Annotated in this window: 14 protein-coding genes; 7 read left to right on the top strand and 7 right to left on the bottom strand. The window is 54.4% G+C overall.

Annotation, left to right across the window (positions count from 1 at the left end; genetic code table 11):
• Positions 1-47: 47 nt before the first annotated feature.
• The gene (locus ACOOGA_RS15110) at positions 48-2,930 is read left to right on the top strand and encodes a TonB-dependent receptor domain-containing protein (protein ID WP_417461487.1); all 2,883 of its coding nucleotides are present in this window, start codon (positions 48-50) and stop codon (positions 2,928-2,930) included.
• Between the two features lie 70 nt (positions 2,931-3,000).
• Here the strand turns inward: ACOOGA_RS15110 and ACOOGA_RS15105 are convergent, their stop codons facing one another.
• From ACOOGA_RS15105 to ACOOGA_RS15095, 3 genes are all read right to left on the bottom strand, one after another.
• Positions 3,001-4,431, bottom strand: coding sequence for an aldehyde dehydrogenase family protein (locus tag ACOOGA_RS15105; protein WP_417461488.1), 1,431 nt, complete (start codon positions 4,429-4,431; stop codon positions 3,001-3,003).
• 73 nt (positions 4,432-4,504) lie between these two features.
• Entirely contained in the window at positions 4,505-5,335 is an 831-nt protein-coding gene (locus tag ACOOGA_RS15100; protein WP_417461489.1) for an SDR family NAD(P)-dependent oxidoreductase, read from the bottom strand.
• A gap of 11 nt (positions 5,336-5,346) precedes the next feature.
• The gene (locus ACOOGA_RS15095) at positions 5,347-6,264 is read right to left on the bottom strand and encodes an alpha/beta hydrolase (RefSeq protein WP_417461490.1); all 918 of its coding nucleotides are present in this window, start codon (positions 6,262-6,264) and stop codon (positions 5,347-5,349) included.
• Positions 6,265-6,403: 139 nt separating this feature from the next.
• Here ACOOGA_RS15095 and ACOOGA_RS15090 point away from each other — a divergent pair, with 139 nt between their 5' ends.
• Together ACOOGA_RS15090 and ACOOGA_RS15085 are read left to right on the top strand one after the other, a co-directional pair.
• Positions 6,404-8,182 (top strand): alkyl sulfatase dimerization domain-containing protein, encoded by a 1,779-nt coding sequence (locus tag ACOOGA_RS15090; RefSeq protein WP_417461491.1) that lies wholly within the window; start codon positions 6,404-6,406, stop codon positions 8,180-8,182.
• A 114-nt stretch (positions 8,183-8,296) separates the two neighbouring features.
• The gene (locus ACOOGA_RS15085; RefSeq protein WP_417461492.1) at positions 8,297-8,962 is read left to right on the top strand and encodes a TetR/AcrR family transcriptional regulator; all 666 of its coding nucleotides are present in this window, start codon (positions 8,297-8,299) and stop codon (positions 8,960-8,962) included.
• Positions 8,963-8,977: 15 nt separating this feature from the next.
• On the opposite strand, the gene ACOOGA_RS15080 is transcribed toward ACOOGA_RS15085, so the two are convergent.
• The gene (locus tag ACOOGA_RS15080) at positions 8,978-10,555 is read right to left on the bottom strand and encodes an EAL domain-containing protein (protein WP_417461493.1); all 1,578 of its coding nucleotides are present in this window, start codon (positions 10,553-10,555) and stop codon (positions 8,978-8,980) included.
• A 471-nt stretch (positions 10,556-11,026) separates the two neighbouring features.
• Between ACOOGA_RS15080 and ACOOGA_RS15075 the strand changes: the two genes are divergently transcribed.
• Positions 11,027-12,877 carry an alkaline phosphatase D family protein gene (locus ACOOGA_RS15075; protein ID WP_417461494.1) on the top strand — a complete coding sequence of 617 codons (1,851 nt, stop codon included), beginning with the start codon at positions 11,027-11,029 and terminating at the stop codon, positions 12,875-12,877.
• Between the two features lie 53 nt (positions 12,878-12,930).
• Here ACOOGA_RS15075 and ACOOGA_RS15070 read toward each other — a convergent pair whose 3' ends face one another.
• The 3 genes from ACOOGA_RS15070 to ACOOGA_RS15060 form a co-directional block, all read right to left on the bottom strand.
• Entirely contained in the window at positions 12,931-13,527 is a 597-nt protein-coding gene (locus ACOOGA_RS15070) for a glutathione S-transferase family protein (RefSeq protein ID WP_417461495.1), read from the bottom strand.
• 188 nt (positions 13,528-13,715) lie between these two features.
• Positions 13,716-14,168, bottom strand: a complete 453-nt coding sequence (locus ACOOGA_RS15065; RefSeq protein ID WP_417461496.1) for a VOC family protein — start codon at positions 14,166-14,168, stop codon at positions 13,716-13,718.
• Between the two features lie 36 nt (positions 14,169-14,204).
• Positions 14,205-14,636, bottom strand: coding sequence for a GFA family protein (locus ACOOGA_RS15060; protein WP_417461497.1), 432 nt, complete (start codon positions 14,634-14,636; stop codon positions 14,205-14,207).
• 337 nt (positions 14,637-14,973) lie between these two features.
• Here ACOOGA_RS15060 and ACOOGA_RS15055 point away from each other — a divergent pair, with 337 nt between their 5' ends.
• The 3 genes from ACOOGA_RS15055 to ACOOGA_RS15045 are packed head-to-tail and all read left to right on the top strand — an operon-like array spanning position 14,974 to position 17,909.
• Positions 14,974-16,020, top strand: coding sequence for an efflux RND transporter periplasmic adaptor subunit (locus ACOOGA_RS15055; RefSeq protein ID WP_417461498.1), 1,047 nt, complete (start codon positions 14,974-14,976; stop codon positions 16,018-16,020).
• Between the two features lie 36 nt (positions 16,021-16,056).
• Entirely contained in the window at positions 16,057-16,752 is a 696-nt protein-coding gene (locus tag ACOOGA_RS15050; RefSeq protein WP_417461499.1) for an ABC transporter ATP-binding protein, read from the top strand.
• The gene (locus ACOOGA_RS15045; RefSeq protein WP_417461500.1) at positions 16,749-17,909 is read left to right on the top strand and encodes an ABC transporter permease; all 1,161 of its coding nucleotides are present in this window, start codon (positions 16,749-16,751) and stop codon (positions 17,907-17,909) included. The genes ACOOGA_RS15050 and ACOOGA_RS15045 overlap by 4 nt, the downstream gene beginning before the upstream one ends.
• Positions 17,910-17,917 lie beyond the last annotated feature (8 nt).

Raw genomic sequence — 17,917 nt, 5'->3', positions numbered from 1 at the left:
GAAAAACATCGTCCCGCATGTGAAAAACCAACAGGGAGAATAAGGCAATGAAACCCAATTTCAGCCGAACAAAGAAAGTGCAATTGCTCGCAAGCTGTGCAGCAGTAGCCTTTGCATATACAACCCCTACTTTAGCGCAAGACGCTGCTGTGGAGGAATTTGAGGAAGTGGTGGTCACGGGGTCCCGTATCCGCCAAAACCCGCTTGAAGCGCAAAACCCGGTGCAGATCCTTTCTGCTGCCGATATTGACCAGTCTGGTCAGGTGTCGATTGCAGATTTCCTGCAACGCCTGCCAATCGCTGGCTCAGCCATCAACCGCACCAACAACTCATCTGGTAACCTTGGCTTCCCGCCTGACGGCTCCGGCATTGGTGCTGGCGCAAGCCAGATCGACCTTCGTTACCTGACTGCCAAGCGTGTGCTTGTGCTGGTGGACGGTAAGCGCTGGGTTCGCGGCTCAAGTGCATCTGGCGTTTCAGGTGCTGTTGACCTCAATACCATCCCGACCGGCATCATCAAATCGATCGAGGTATTGCAAGACGGCGCGTCCACCATTTATGGGTCTGACGCTATCGCAGGCGTGGTTAACATTAAAACCCGTGACGACTATGAAGGCTTCAGCGCAAGCGCTTATTATGGCATGTTTGATGAAGGCGACGGCAAAACGCAGGAATATGATGTTTCATGGGGTGCATCGGGCGACCGCACACGCATCCTTGTTGACCTGAGCTATACCAAACAGGGCGCCGTGGAAGCCGCAGACCGTGAGCTGACAGCTTATGCTATCCCGTTTGAAAACCTTGGTGCTTCATCCGGTACACCGCAGGGTCGCTTTGTGTTCAATAACGACTTTGGCTCCATCACGCCAAACGACGGCGCAGGTGCGGTGCCAAACTTTGACCCCGCCGACCCGACCGGGCCAAACTCAGACTATCACGCGTTCACGCTGGCTGACCGGTTCAACTACTCACCCTACAACAAAGTGATGACGCCAAGTGAGCGCATCAACATTTTTGCCAAGGCTGAGTATGACATCACAGACGCCATCAAAATGACGACCACAGCGGCATACAACAATCGCCGCTCTGTAAGCCAGGCAGCGCCTGAGCCGCTCTTCTTCGGCACCGACGCTGGCGCGGGTTTCTGGATGGACAATATCGTTGTGCCGGAAGACCACCCGTTCAACCCGTTTGGCATTGAACTAAACCCGACAACCTTCGCTTTCGGCGGTCGTCGTCCGATCGAGGCCGGGCCTCGTGTCTTCACCCAAAATGTTGATACATGGTATGTGTCCAACACCATTGAGGGTGAGGTCGAGTTCGCGGGCCGCAATTGGTATTGGGATGTGAACGGTACGTATTCACAGAGCCAGGCCAATCAGGTGAAAGAAGGCGCGTTTAATGCCCGCAAGATTAGCGAAGCGCTTGGTGACCCGGCAGTTTGCGCGGCCAACCCAAGCTGTGTACCGCTTAATATCTTTGGTGGCCAAGGTCCAGACGGCAACGGCACCATCACCCAGGCCATGCTCGACTACATCACCTTCACGCAGAAAGACGAAAGCCGTCAGAAACTGGCCGATTTCTCTGCGAACGTGGCAGGCGAGTTGTTCGACATGCCAGCGGGCCCACTTGGTATTGCCCTTGGCTGGGAATACCGCGAAGAAGAAGGCCGCTTTATCCCTGATAACGTGGTGTCATCCGGTGAAACTGCTGGTGTGCCGGCAAGCCCAACCTCGGGCCATATCCATGTGAAAGAGTTCTACGGTGAGATCAACGCACCGCTCCTCAGTGATATGTCCTTCGCAAAATATGTTAACCTGAGCGCCGCGTTCCGCACGTCAGACTATAATACCTCTGGCAGCAATACGGTTTATAAGGTTGGCATGGCATGGCAGGTGAACGACGACCTTACCTTCCGTGGCAACTGGTCTGAAGGCTTCCGTGCACCCAACATCGGGGAACTTTACAACACGGGGTCGCGCTTCGACAGCACGATCAGCGATCCCTGTAACTCCGGTGGTGGCAACACACCGCACGCAAACTGTGCGGCGCTTGGCGTGCCGGCTGATCTCGTGCAGATCAACCCGCAGATCAGCGTCACCACAGGTGGTAACGCGAGCCTGACACCTGAGACCGCAGAAACATGGACCGCAGGCATGACCTTCAGCCCAACCGGCATGGCCGATGCCATGGGCGTGCAGGGCATCACGTTTGAGGCAAACTACTATAACATCGCCATGGAAAACGTGATCCAGGCACCAAATGCCTCGGAAGTTCTGTCTGGTTGTGTGGAAACGCTGTCTGATGTCTTCTGCAACGCAGTAACCCGCACGGCAAACGGCCAGGTAACCCGCATTGACGGCATCCTGACCAACATCGCAGCCATCGACACACAGGGTATGGACTGGTCGATCTCCCTCGAGACAATGCCGGCCGATTGGGGTCAGCTTCGTTTCAAGTGGGTAAACAGTCACCTCTTCAAGTTTGAAGAGTCTGTACCAAACGCAACGGGCGGCATCGATGTGGTTGACCGTGCTGGTACTGAGCTTGGCTCACCAGAGCGTGCCTATGTGAAATACAAGTCCTCACTCTTCATCGACTGGACACGTGAAGAATGGACAGTGGGTGCCACGTTCCGTTACCTCGGCAGTGTTGACGAGGGCTGCGGCGGCGTGATCGGCGACTTTGGCTTCACCCAGTACTGCACGAACGGTGCTGACGGCAATACGCTCGGTGACACATTCTACACGGACATGCAGTTCACCTATCGTCCGGAAGCGTGGGAAGGTTTCGCCTTCACGCTTGGTGTGCAGAACTTGCTGGATCAGGATCCACCACTATGCACGACCTGTGACCTCAACAACTTTGACGGCACAATCCACGCAACACCGGGCCGCTTCTTCTATGGCCAGGTACAGTTCAAGATGTAATCTTGGGCTTAAGCCTTTAAACAGGAAAGGCGCCTCGCGGGGCGCCTTTTTCATTGGGTGGAGCTCAGTTTTAGCTGGCGTTGTGGCCAAGGATCGACTTGACCTCAAGGAAATCCGCGAACGCATGGTCGCCCCATTCCCGCCCGTTGCCTGACTGCTTGTAACCGCCAAACGGTGCTGAAAGGTCACCTGCGGCGCCATTGATATATACCATGCCGGTACGCATACGGGATGCTACACGCTGTGCCCGTGCGTGATCCTTCGACTGTACGGCACCGGACAGCCCGTAAAGGCTATCGTTTGCAATGCGCACAGCCTCGTCCTCATCTTCATAGCCAATGATCGAGAGCACAGGACCAAACACCTCTTCCCGTGCGATGGTCATCTCGGGCTTCACGTCCGCGAACACAGTTGGTTTCACGAAAAAACCTTCCGGGCAGCCGTCCGGCCTGCCGGTCCCGCCTGCTACAAGCCGCGCACCTTCATCAATCCCGATCTGGATCATCTCACCCACTTTATGGAACTGCGCCTCATGCGCGATAGGCCCCATGGTGGTCTCGTCCTTGTTCGGGTCACCGGTTACAACGGTGGAAACCGCTTGCGCCGCAATTGCCGCCGCTTCGTCCATGCGGCTATGGGGCACCAGCATGCGGGTAAGTGCGGTACAGGTCTGGCCAGTGTTACGCATTACGCTCGCTGCCTCACGCGCTACAACGGCTTCAAGGTCTGCGTCATCGAGCACAATATTGGCTGACTTGCCGCCAAGTTCCTGCGCCACACGTTTGATGGTCTTGGCCGCATTGGCCTGCACAGCCGCCCCCATACGGGTTGAGCCGGTGACCGACATCATATCAACGCCTGGGTGGCCGGAAAGTGCTTCACCCACCGATTGGCCTTCACCGTATACGAGGTTATAAACACCCTTCGGCACACCAGCCGCGTGCACCATCTCGGTGAAAAGCTGCGCGCTATAAGGCGCCACTTCGCTTGGCTTCAGCACCATGGCGCAGCCGGTTGCAATCGCGGGCGCAACCTTGCAGGCGATCTGGTTGATCGGCCAGTTCCAAGGTGTGATCATGCCCACCACACCAATCGGCTCCTTGGCAATGCGGGTGGGACCACGGTCTTCAAAAAAGCTGTAGTTCTTGAGCGCTTCGATCGCGGCCATCAGGTGCCCAATGCCAGCTGGTGCATGCGCACGATTGGCAAGAAACTTGGGCGCACCCATCTCAAGCGTGATCACCTCGGCCATCTCAGCAATGCGCTTCTGATATTCGGCCGCCAGGTTTTGGAGAATTTCCAAGCGGTCTTCGCGGGAAGTGAACTGGAACGTCTCAAACGCTTTCCGCGCGGCGGCAACAGCCCGATCAACATCGGCTGCGTTGCCCAGCACCATCTCACCCGACTTTCGCGCCGTGGCCGGGTTAGTGATGTCGCGTACGCTGAAGCTATCCGCATCCACCCATTCGCCGCCGATATAATGTTTGTGAAGTGTGCGCATCGTTTCCTCCGTACGTGATAAGAACTTACCCGCTAGATAGGGCCTTCCGCATGGCAAAACAAGGTGGCCATGCTTAGAACGGGGTTTTGCCTCGGCGTTTTTTCATCGCTTTAGAAAACATCGTGCGCCAGCGGTTAGGCATCCAGCGCTGTAGCCGGTCAACCCGCTTGGCGTCAGCGCCCACAAGGATGCGGTATTGCCCGCGCGCCACACCATCAAGAATGATTTTCGCGGCACCTTCGGCTGTGGTCTCTACCATATCGTTGAAGCCTTCTTGCGCACGCTCCGCGCTCGTGTCGCCATCCACGTTATGGATATGTTTGCCGTTCCGCACGATGTTGGTATCCACACCGCCCGGATGCACGCTGTGCACCTGCACACCAGTGTCTTCAAGCTCGTAATAGAGCGACTCGTTGAAGCCTTTCAGCGCGTGTTTTGCGGCACAATAGGCGGATTGGCTGCTAACACCGATAAGCCCAAAAAGGCTGGAAATATTGATGATGTGGCCATGCCCACGCGCCAGCATATCTGGCAGAAAAGCCTTGGTGCCGTACACAGGACCGTAAAAATCCACATTCATCACCCACTCAAGATCCGCATAGCTCATTTTATCAACCGTATCGGACAGTGAGACACCCGCATTGTTGAACACAGCGTCGATAGGCCCAAGTATTGAGGCCGCGTCTTTCGCTGCAGCCTCAACAGCAACGCTGTCAGACACATCAAGGTTGCGCGTATGCACGTTCATCTGATGCGCTTTCGCAAGCTTCTTGCTTTCCGCAAGGCCGGTCTCGTCCACGTCTGTCAGGTAAAGCGCCACACCGTTCCGCGCAAGCGCGAGCGCGAGCGCGCGACCAATGCCCGACGCCGCACCTGTGATGAATGCGGTTCTAATTTCAGCCATCCTTGCCCCTATCAATTACCAAAGTGCTGATTTAAAAATGCGCCTATACCCGCAATCGCCTTGCGGCCTTCAGGGATAATGATGGCGGAGAAATGCCACACATGATGCATTTTTCGCCACACATCCAACGTAACTGCCACACCCTCTTCCCGCGCGCTCGTTTCAAAGCGGATGCTGTCATCAAGGAGGATTTCGTCCGATCCCACATGCACCAGCACGGGCGGCAAACCAGCCTGTACGCCAAAAAGCGGGGAACACCGCGGGTCATCCGCCGGAATATCCCCACGGTATGCATCGGCGGCATAATGAATGCCGTCAGGGTCCAGCATGACGTCTTTGTCTGCGTTTGTGCGAATGCTGCCGCCCGCACCAGTGAGGTCAAGCCATGGTGATATCAGCGCCAGTGCTTTGGGCCGCACCCGACCACTGTCACGGATCGCATGCGCCACAGCAAGAGTCAGCCCGCCCCCTGCGCTGTCGCCGGACATCACAATCGGCATGCCCGGATGGTTCTCGGTAATCCAGTCATACGCCCTGAGCGCATCTTCGATGGGGACCGGGCATTTGTGTTTTGGTGCCAAGCGGTAATCCAGCAGAAAAACGCGGGCGTTCAAAGCTTTTGAGAGGCGCCAGCCAAATTCCCGGTACGGCTTTGGACCACCCCAAACATAACCACCACCGTGTGAATAAAATAGAATGCGGTCTTCACGCGCGCCTTTGGCCGTAATCCACTCGCCTTTCACACCATCGGCCGTGCTAACCTTTTCAATCTTGCATTTGCCTTTTGGTGGGCCCGGTAATCGGGCCTCCATCACCTTGAGTGACTTATCGAAATTCTCAAGCCGCACGGCATCTGGCGTGCCCGCCGGCATATTTGGCCGAAAAGCCGCCTTGATCTTGCGGCGTACAAGCCACGCTTGAATTGACATTACCTTCCCCCTTTTAAGCTTTGTCAAACCAGCTCCGCTTGACAAGGCAGCGCGCCGCCATATTAATGATGTTCATTACATAGTCAATCTCGGTCAGCAACTGCTGACTACACTATGCGCCTTGGGGAAGGATGGGGAAATGAAGAAATACTTATGTGCGCTTCTGGGCGCCGGGCTCCTGCTTTCAGCATGTGATGAAAGTGCGGAGAAGAAAACATACACGGACGAGTTCAGCGCGCCGGATTACCTCATTGAGTTTGGCAAGATGTTCCAGGAAGGTGTGCAGAAGGTCTCAGACGCGCCTGTATGGCTTTATACCAACATTGGTGGCGGCATCCCCAACACGGTGGTTATTGAAGGTGATAACGGCCTTATCATTGTGGACACCACACTGAAACTGGAAGACGGCCAGAAAACCCTGGCCATGATCCGCGAGCGAACGGATAAACCGGTCAAGGCGGTTATCTATACCCACCACCACAATGACCATGTTGGTGGCGCAAGCGCCTTTGTCTCCCCCGAAGATGCCGCGGCGGGCAAAGTACCTGTCATCGCAGCAAGCAACTTTGTACGCGAGATGCAGGACGAAAACGCCGTCACCATCCAGATCATGGGCATGCGCGCCCTTTATATGTATGGCACACTGTTGGGTGATGAAGGCGACGGCAAGGACTATCACGTTGGCCTTGGCGGGCGCATCAAACCCGGCACTATGGGCTATGTGGAACCCAATACGTTTGTCGCGGGCAAACGTGAGATGACCATAGACGGCGTGCGCATGGAACTGTTTCAAACCAGTGGTGAAGCCGCGTCTCATATTGCCGTCTACCTGCCTGATTATGACGTGATGCTCTCGGGCGATGAAATACAGGGGCCAACCTTCCCCAACCTCCACAGCCTGAGGGGCACCAAACCGCGCGATGCCAACAAATGGATTGATGCCATTGACGCCATGCGCGCCTACTCGCCTCGCGCAATGGTGCCCAGCCATGGGCCGATAGTGGAAGGTGAAGCTGAGGTAGAGCGCATCTTCCGCATTTACCGCGATGCTATTCAGTGGACGCACGACCAGGCCGTAAGGCTGATCAACCAGGGTTACACACAGGAAGAACTGGCCGAGGCGTTGCCTGCCCTGCCGGAACACCTGACCATCACCCCCTGGACACGGGAAGTATACGGCACGGTCAAGCATAGCGTACGGAACTATTTCACCGGTTATATCAGTTGGTGGGACGGTGACCCAGCTACGCTGAACCCCACACCGCGTGTGGAGCGCGCAACACGTATGATCGCCCTGATGGGAGGACGTGGCCGCGTGTTTGCCGAGGCCGAAAAAGCCATGGCGAGCGGTGACCCACAATGGGCGTCAGAGCTTTTGACCCACTTGATCCGCGTAGACCATGATGACCAAGAGGCCAGGCGCCTTAAAGCCCACGCACTCAGGCAAATCGGCTACGGCACACTCAATACCAACTGGCGCGGCTTTTACCTCACCGGAGCAATGGAACTTGAGGGCGACGTGGATAGCGTTGCGATCCAAAACCGCCTGCGCACACGCTTTAACGCAAGTGCTATCCCGAGCAAACGGCTGTTGGAACTATTACGTTACAAACTTGTGCCAGAAGACGCTGGCGACAAGCACCTGATTGTAACCTTCACCTTCCCTGACCGGGAAGAAACTTTCTCGCTTGAGCTACGCAACCAGATTCTCGCGATACATGATGGCCCGGTTGAAGGGGCTAATGCCACGCTCACGCTTGATCGCACCACTTATGACGCCATGATCCGGGGGGAGACCAGCTTTGCCAAAGCACTGCTCGCGGGCGATGTATCGCTTGAAGGCAGCAAGCTTGATGTGCTCAGCTTCTTTGGCTCATTTGATCTGGACACCAAAGCCATCCCGCTTGTAGTGCGCTAAAGCGTGAAACATACCAAAAGGCGCGTGAAACATAGAGCTTGCAATCATTAATGGAAATCATTAGTGATTTTTGCAGGGTTGAAAAGATCTGGGACAAAAATCTAGGAGAGACGGGTGGCCAAAAAAACAACCGGTGGCCCGGGCGACGGCAAAGCCAAACGGGCTGATGCCACACGTGCTGCACTTATTGATGCAGCCGAACGGCTCATTGCACAAAAAGGCCTCGCGCATGTTTCAACGCGCGAGATACTACAAGAAGCTGGCCAGCGCAACCAATCTGCGCTGCAGTATCACTTTGGGTCTAAGGCCGGACTTGTACGCGCCACCATCAGTGAACGCACGCACGAAATTGATGACCGCCGTCTGGAGCTCATGGACGACTGGGTGCAAGACCCCACCCTGCGTGAGGTTGTTGAAGTATTGATCCTGCCGCTTGCAGAGCGCGCGGAAACCGATGTGCGTGGCCGGAACTATCTTATCTTCCTTGGGCAGGCCATCACCCAGCCGGACTGGGACTTAAGGCGCGCCATCAAGGATTTTGAAATCATCGGACTGGAACGAGCCTACAGGCATTATGATCGCCTGATGGCCCACCTTGATGATGATGAACGCATCATGCGGCAGGAAATTGCCTATGATGTCAGCGTGCTGACGCTCAAGCGCTGGTGCCTGCGCGATTGCCCTAAAGACGCACGCAGCGTCACGGCCATCATCACAGACTCTGCTGTTGCCATCCTGGATGCTGAAGCTGAGTTCTGGAGCAAAGCTCGCGCTCGCTGAGAAGGTACGCCACCCCTAGCTGGCGGCGGCTGTTGGCGCGACAAGAAAGTTGGGGCTGGGTTTCCCGAAAAAATAACCCTGCCCATAGTCAACGCCCATTTCCCGCAGCAGGTTTGCATGTTCCTGCGTTTCCACCCATTCCCCAACAGTGACAATATCGAGGTCTTTGCACAAAGTTACCATAGAACGCAGAAATGCCCTGTCTTCCTTGCTGGTCAGTGCGTCTTTAATGTAGGCGCCGTCAATTTTCAGTGCATCCACCTTGAGCTTCTTTAGGTACTGGAAGCCCGCAGCGCCCGCGCCAAAATCATCCAGATAGACCTTGAAACCGATCGCGCGCACTTCGTCCAGAATTTCGCTCAGCAGGTCAAGGTCATGGATCTTGGCTGACTCTGTAATCTCTAGTGATAAATATTGCTTCAGGTCCTTGTTGCCGCGCAGCAAGGACATCAGCTCAAAAATGAATCCCTGATTAGACAGAGAACGCCCTGAGAGGTTCACCGCGATGCCAGGGGAGCCGCCCTTTTTGAGCATGCCCCGGATTTTGGCGATCGCCAGGTTAATTACAGCATAGTCAAATTCATCAATCAGCCCAATATCTTCTGCGAAACGGATCATTTCCCACTGAGTTTTGATAACAGGTGGCAGCTCGAAACGGGTCAGCGCCTCAAAATGATGGGTTGTGGCTTTCTTGAGGTCAACAATCGGCTGGAATACAAGTGAAAAACGTCCCTCGTCCAGCACCTCGCGGAAGGCTCGCACACGCTCCGTAGTTTCACCAATCAATGTGCTGCAATTCTTCTGAATTTGGTCGACCGCAAAACCTTCATTGCCTGAGGCAAAGCTTTGCAAGCTGAAAATCAGCGCCCGCATATTGTCGGTTTCGCTTAGCCGTGCTTCAGAAGCATCGATGGTTGCCCCCTTCAGCGTCACGCCTGTCGCGCGCGCAAGCTCTGCTGCAATATCAGCAGCTTCTTTCTTGGGGCTGGTTTTGTCGTGCACCACAGCAAACTTATCATCTGCGATTTGTGTGGCATGGGCGCCACCAACCGAGAAGGATTGCAAATAACGCTCGATATCCAGAAGCTTTTCGTCGTCGAGATTCTGACCAGCCGAAGCTTCCAGAACCGTCACCAGCATGTTTTCTGCCGCGTCCGGATTGCCTTCAAACAGGCCCTCCAAGCGGTTGAAGAACTCACGTTTTTTATCTTCCGTTTTTTGCGCTGGAGTGTTCTTGCTGTCGCTTTTACCCAACCTATAGGGCTTTGAAAGCACCATATAGACCCGGTCTTCAGCGGTCGGCAGTTTGGCGAGGAAAACAGCAAATTCTGTTTTAGCCGCGCCTTCTTTCCCAATGGAAATAACAAACGGTCCAAGCCGGTTGGCCCCCGTCAACATTTTGACCGAGCTTTCGATAACACCCCGGCCACTTTTTGTCAGAAAATCCAGAAAATTAAGGCCGCCACCAACAGTGCCGAGTGTATTTTTGATAGCACCATCCGCATTCAGGATACGGAAATCCATATCAAGCTCGAGAAGTACGTCTCCAACACAAAATGCGTATCCCAGGAATCTGTCTGGTACCTTGGTCATATCCACTCACAATAGCTACCCTGTGGCTCCCAGATATATTGACCAAGCGCCACGCCCCATGTGCTATTTGGCACAGATAAGGTTATCAAATCGTAAAATGATGCCCAATAATCTGCTCCTTCTATCAATTTTAAGCAAAATCATTAGATAATGCAAACCGTTAAAATATATGGACTTTTTCATCAGTCGAAGCGGCCATGGAAGTGCATAGTGAGAATAATGGACCGGGCTGACAGTAGGCTTTCTAAGCCAACAATACTTATAGTTAATAAAACACCACTTATCAGTGCGCGCCCATTTCACCAATATGTCAAATAAGCCAGCTAAGGGGAAAGGCATCACCATGTGGAACACTTGCCAAAACGGGCCGCAGGTGGCAGGATTTCGCATCTTATTGATGAATTTATCAGTATAAGACCAAGCGTTCGGGATGCTGCCCATCTGCATCCGTCCATGCTCAGGGGGAATATAATGTTTGACCGCCAGCCTTCCACCACCCGCCGTGCGTTTATCGGCACCATAGGCGCCAGCTTGGGCGCCTTGTCCCTTCGCGGGCATGCAGCGCGCGCGGAAGCCAGCGTGCATTACACCCATGGTGTCGCAAGCGGTGACCCTTTGGCAACCAGCGTGATTATATGGACACGCGCGCTGCCCGGCGATGGCACCCCGAAAAACCTACCGCTTGAATGGCAGATTGCAACCGACGATGAGTTCACTGATATCGTCTCGAGCGGTGAAACCTCTGCGCTTGTTGCGCGGGACCATATCGCGAAGGTGGACGCTGGCGGACTTGAGCCCGGGAAAAATTATTTCTACCGCTTCAAGGCTGAAGACGGCACTACAAGCCCGGTGGGACGCACCCGCACCCTGCCGCGCGAAGGTGTTGCAAGCGTCAAGTTCGGTGTAGTGTCCTGCTCCAACTACCCACAGGGGTATTTCAACGTTTATAAGGCGCTGGCGGAACGTGATGTCGACGCGGTTTTGCATCTGGGCGACTATATCTATGAGTATCCAGAGGGCGTTTATTCAAACGCTGCAGCCGTTGCCAAAGGCCGCGCGGTAAAACCCAAGCATGAGCTCATCGCACTTGAGGACTACCGGGAGCGCTATGGCCTCTACCGATCAGACCCCGACCTTCAGGCCGTGCATGCAGCCCATCCGTTTATCTGTGTGTGGGACGACCATGAGATTGCCAACAACAGCTGGAAAGACGGGGCTGAAAACCATAACGAGGGTGAAGGTGAGTATGCTGTCAGGAAGGCCGCGGCTATCCGCGCCTATCACGAATGGCTCCCGATCCGCGACCGAGTGAAGGGCGGCGCAGGCCCCATTTACCGCAGTTTCAACTATGGTGGGATCGCATCTCTTATCATGCTCGATACCCGCATCGAAGGCCGGGACAAACAGCTTTCTTATGAGACAGACCTGCCTTACCGCACGCTACCGTTTGACATGCGCGATGAGGCTAACCCCAAGGCGATCCTGAGTGCGGAAGCCATGGAAGGCGTGCCCGAGAATGCCGTCCAGCATATTCCGGTACCCTTTGACCTGCGCGGCGAGAAGCCTGCGCCCATGACAGACCTGACGGAGATCAACAAGCTGGACCCTAAGGCACTGCCACAAGGTTTCAGTTACCTACCAGATGGCGAGAAATTCAAATCCGACGTGCTGGGCGCAAAATCACGCACCATCCTTGGCAAAATTCAGGAAGACTGGCTAGCAGCAGAGCTCAGACGCTCGAAATCGCAGAATATCCCATGGCAGGTGCTTGGCCAGCAGCTTCTGGTGGGCAAGGTAACCATGCCTATGCTGCAGGACAGCGACCTTGATTTCAACAAACCCACCTACATCAGCAAGGAACGCTTTAAAGCAGCGCAAATGCTCGCCCAGATGGGCCTGCCCTTTAACCTGGATTTCTGGGATGGGTATCCCACCTGCCGCGACCGGGTGTTTGACGACATAAAGGATAACGCGAAAAACGCTATCTTCCTCGCAGGAGACACCCATAACGCCTGGGCCTTCAATCTCAGGGACAAGCGCGGCGACGCCGTGGCTGTGGAATTCGGCACACCTAGCGTCAGCTCACCGGGGCTTGAGACCTATATCCCGGCGGAGCCGGACGTGGTCACAAACGCGCTCAAAAAATCCAGCCCTGAACTGGCTTATCTCGATAGTACCCACCGTGGCTGGCTTGAATTGAGCCTCAACCGGGAAGAGGCCGTCGCCAACTGGTTCTATGTCTCAACGGTGTTGGAGCAGGAATTTGAAGTGATCTCTGGGCCAAAAATGACCACAATGGTTGGCAGTCACACGGTCACATAATGCGCACAGGATGTGCCCGGTTATCTTGAACCGGGCACTCGCTTTTGATGCGATCAATGCCAGGATGGATCGTGGCTTTGCCGATAGGCGGGGCGATCCTTGATACGCCGCACGTAAGCCGCAACTTTTGCGCTCGGTGCCTCCAGCCATCCAAACTGAACAGCGAAATCCAAAAACCCACCGAATACAACATCGGCAGCCGTAAATTTATCTCCCAATGCCCAATCAGTTTCGGGTGTCATCTGCTCGATGGTTGCAAGGCACCGGCCCAAGTCACCAAACCCCACTGACTGTGCAGGATAGTCTTCTATACCCAATGACTTGAGGGTAAACATTGGCTCCAGAGTAGTGCCCGGAACGAACATGTATCGGTAGTATGTACCGCGCTCATCAGAGCCCATATCAGGTGCAAGACCTTTCTCAGGAAATTTATCCGCAAGATATGCGCAAATTGCTGCAACCTCCGTAACCACGACATCACCATCCACCAAAGTGGGGACCTTCCCCATTGGGTTAACCGCGCGGAACTCTGGTGTGGCTGTTTCACCATTTGTGAAATCGACAACTACCTGTTCATGGGCGGCATCAAGCTCAAGAAGCATCCAGTGCGTTGTCACCGCCCTGCTCATAGGATTAAAATAATGTTTCATTGCAAACTCTCCTAAACTTTGAGCCTGCACCCTACATGCCCACCCCGACAAAAATTGTCAGGAGTGTGTTGTTCAATAAGCTATAAGGCTGGAGACTACTGCCGACCTCGAACCAATGCCGCAAAGCATCCGATGGCAACCTCCCCAGAAGTTGCCTCCTGAATGATGGCGTATGGCGCTTTTTCCACTCATTGTAGGTCGCTGGCCTCTATCTCCTGCGCCAGCCCGATGAGGATTCCTTCCGGCCCACGAATATAGCAAAGACGGTAGATATTCGCGTATTCAACCACCTTGCCGATAAGTTCAGCGCCAAGCGGGTATAGCCGGGCAAGCGTTTCGTCGAGGTCCTCGACCGTGAACATAACACGCAGATAGCCAAGAGCGTTAACGGGATCGCGGCGATGGTCAGCCGCAACAGCCGGTGTCTCGAACCGTGAAAGCTCAAGTCTGCTGTGGCCGTCGGGTGTCACCATCATGGCAATCTCACAGCGCATACCCCTTAGGCCCGTGACACCTTCAGCCCATTCACCTCCGACTGAGGTTCTCCCCTCCAGAGAAAGGCCCAGTTCCATGAAGAAAGCGACAGAAATGTCCAAATCTTCAACCACGATACCGACATTATCCATACGCTTAATGCTCATGATATCTCCCTGGCATCTCGCACTCCGTCCGCGGAACTATAGCTCGTCAAATTGCGGCAGATCATCGGTGATGGTATGCCACGGTGCTTTGGAACCCACATAGATGTGGCGCGTGGGTTTGAGCGAAGGTTCGTCCATCAGCGTGCCCATGCTTACATGGACATACTGCCCGTCCCGTACCAAAGAATAAAGGAAAGAACCACAGGTGCGGCACCGCACATCATGGTCCACTGCCCCACCATATATCATCAAATTATCACCGCCGCCGGTTACGGAAAGCGCGTCCAGTTTTATGCCCGCCATTGCCTTGTAAGCGGAGCCCGTGGCGCGGCGGCATACGCTGCAGTGGCAGTTCATGGCATATTCAAAAGCGTCTTCCACCTCATAAACCACTGCCTCACAAAAGCATTTTCCCTTAAGTATCGCGCCTTTGGTGTGAGTACCGACCGCCTTATTATGCTTACTCATAGTATCCTCTTGTTTTTGCTGTCGCTTATTTCAAACGGGATGCTGCCCGACCAGCCGCCAACGGGCAACTACCTGCGGGGTCATGTTCAGGGTTCCCAAAAAGAATCTCACATTATTGTCGCGCCTCCCTTGCAAAACGGTGAAAAATACTTACTTTGTTTTTCAAAGTACTTTATTAAAAATATTCGAGTGATGCCATGGTTAATATTGTATGAACAAAGCAATTTCCCATATGGGGATAAGGGCATCTAGGTTAGTATCTGCCGCTCGAAACGGTAGACTATAGGTTGTATAAGGGCCAACAAGGGCCAAGTAAGCAACCACGACAGGGGGACATATGAACGACAAAAGCGAACTTCTCAGCCAATTGAAAATTGACCGCTCTGCGGCACCTGCAAGGTCGGGCGGCTCGCCCGCCAAATATCTGGTAGCAGGTGTTGTTGTGGCTCTTATGGGCCTTGGCGGCGGTTATTATATGACAACGGCTGATGAGGTGACGGAAGACACAAGCGCAGCCCCATCAACAGCCAGCAGCACCGCAAACGACAACGCAAGCAGCAGCGCGGTGGCGGATGCTAAACCAGCGCCGCGGGCCGTACCGGCATCAGACAGTATCCTCAACGCGTCCGGCTATATTACGGCGCGCCGCATGGCCACCGTGTCAGCCGAGGTTATGGGCCTGATCACAGACGTTGCTGTTGAAGAAGGCATGACCGTAACAGAAGGCCAGGTACTGGCTAAATTGGATGATACCATTCCGAGTGTTGACCTAAGGCTCGCGGAAGCACAGGTCCATGTACTTGATGCCCGGCTAGAGGGCGCGATGGCTAACCTCGCAGAAGCCAAACGTGTGCTCAAGCGGGCGTCAGAATTGAAAACCAATGACTTCTCGTCAGAGGCCAGCGTTTCCCGTGCGCAAGCGGAAGTGGATAGCCTCGGCGCCTCCATTACCGGTATTCGCGCCGATATTGAGGTTGCGCAACTTGGTGCCCAGCGCCAACGCGAACGGCTGGCCGACCACACCATCCGCGCACCGTTTGACGGTGTTGTAACGGTGAAAAACGCACAGCCGGGCGAGATTGTATCACCAAGCTCTGCGGGCGGCGGGTTCACCCGTACAGGTATCTGCACGATTGTGGACATGACCTCGCTCGAGATCGAGGTTGACGTAAACGAAGCCTATATTGGCCGTGTGTTTCAAGGCCAGAAGGTTGAAGCCCAGCTGGATGCCTATCCAGACTGGAAAATCCCGGCGTCGGTGATTGCTATCATCCCGACAGCGGACCGCGCCAAAGCCACTGTGCGGGTGCGCATCAGCATCGATACGGAGGACACCCGTATCTTGCCGGACATGGGCGTCAAAGTAGCGTTCATGAAGGCATAACAACACATCACAACCCATAGACAGGGGGACATGACTATGAGTGACGACATTCTTTTTGACCTTAAATCGGTTGGTAAGGGCTTTACGCGAGGTAAAGAATCCATCCAGATATTCAACGATCTTGATATGCAAATCAGGAAAGGTGACTTTCTCGCCATCATGGGGCCATCCGGCTCGGGCAAAACCACGCTTCTTAACATGCTTGGCGGGGTGGACCAGCCAACGTCAGGCGAGGTGTGGTTTGATGGCGCCCGGGTTGATACGCTCTCGGAAGGCCAGCTTGCCAACTGGCGCGCCAATAATATCGGCTTTATTTTCCAGTTTTATAACCTGATGCCCATGCTGACCGCCGCGCGCAATGTTGAACTGCCGCTGCTGCTCACGAACCTTAGCAAAAAAGAGCGTAAACAGAGTGTTGCCACAGCGCTTGAGCTTGTGGGCCTCGCCGACCGCGCGGGCCATATGCCGAGCCAGATGTCAGGCGGGCAGCAACAACGTGTTGCCATCGCGCGGGCCATTGTAGCAGACCCCAAGCTGATGCTGTGTGACGAGCCAACAGGCGACCTTGACCGCCACACCGCAGATGAAATTCTGGAGATGCTGCAACTTCTCAACGACAAATTTGGCAAAACCATCGTGATGGTGACACACGACCCGGCTGCAGCCAAATATGCCAAGCGTACGCTGCACCTAGATAAAGGGGAATTCGTCGAGAAGGACCTGGCGGCATGAGCGACTTTTATCTTGTCTTTAAGAACCTGACGCGGAAACCGCTCAGGTTTTTCCTCACCGTGTTCTCCATATTCATTGCTTTCATGATTTATGGCACACTGACAGCGTTCGAGACGGCGTTTAACGCAGGCGTTGAGCTTTCCGCCGATGACCGGCTGGTCTCGGTCAACAAAATCAACTTCACCCAGCCTTTGCCTATTTCCTATGTGCGGCGGGTTCAGTCGGTTGAAGGGGTTGAAGCGGTTGTGCACATGAACTGGTTTGGCGGTTACTATCAGGACCCTCAAAAGCAGATCATCGCCATGGCAGTAGACCCAGACAATCTCATACCTGTTTATGGCAAAGACCTTGTCCTCGAGGAAGAGCAGTTACAAGCCTGGCAGAGGAACCGTCAGGGTCTGATGGTTGGCCGCGCTGTTGCGGAACAGCACGGCTGGAAGGTGGGCGACCGTATCCCGCTGAATTCCAACATCTTCTCCCAGCATGACGGCTCAACCGCTTGGGAATTCGATATTGAAGCGGTGTATACGGGCCGTGACCCACAGGTAGATACCAACAGCGTCTATCTGCACTATGAATATTTCAACGAAACACAGTCTTTCGGTGGCGACATGATCGGCTGGATGGGTATCCTTACAGCAGACCCCCAGCAAAACGAACGTATCATCAAGGAAATTGACGAGATGTTCGCCAATTCCCCTTACGAGACCGAAACTGTGCCGGAGAAGGTTTTCAACAAAGGCTTCATCGAACAATTGGGCAATATCAGCCTGATCATTGGCTCCGTGGTCTTTATGGCCTTTTTCATTATTCTTGTGATTGTGGGTTTCTCCATGGTGCTTTCCATCCGCGAACGCACAGGCGAGATCGGCGTGATGAAAACACTTGGTTTCCAGTCTGGCCGTATCTTCAAGATGGTGCTGATGGAATCCATGCTTCTGGTCTTTATCGGGGGGGCGCTTGGCCTCTGGGTTGCAACCGGCATTCTTGGTTTCCTTAATAACCTGCCGCAGTTCCCGGTCCCGGATATTATCCTCAAACCCCACCTCCTGTTGCAGGCGGTCGGCATCATGGTGTTCCTCGGGTTCATCACCGGCATTATCCCGGCGGTCAACGCGCTTCGCCTCAACATCATTACTGCGCTTAGCAAGCATTAGGAGGGACA

This window comes from Kordiimonas sp. (assembly GCF_965216265.1).
Taxonomy (GTDB): domain Bacteria; phylum Pseudomonadota; class Alphaproteobacteria; order Sphingomonadales; family Kordiimonadaceae; genus Kordiimonas.
The sequence above is the reverse complement of the archived record's forward strand: the minus strand, read 5'-3'. Positions and strand labels throughout refer to the sequence as shown.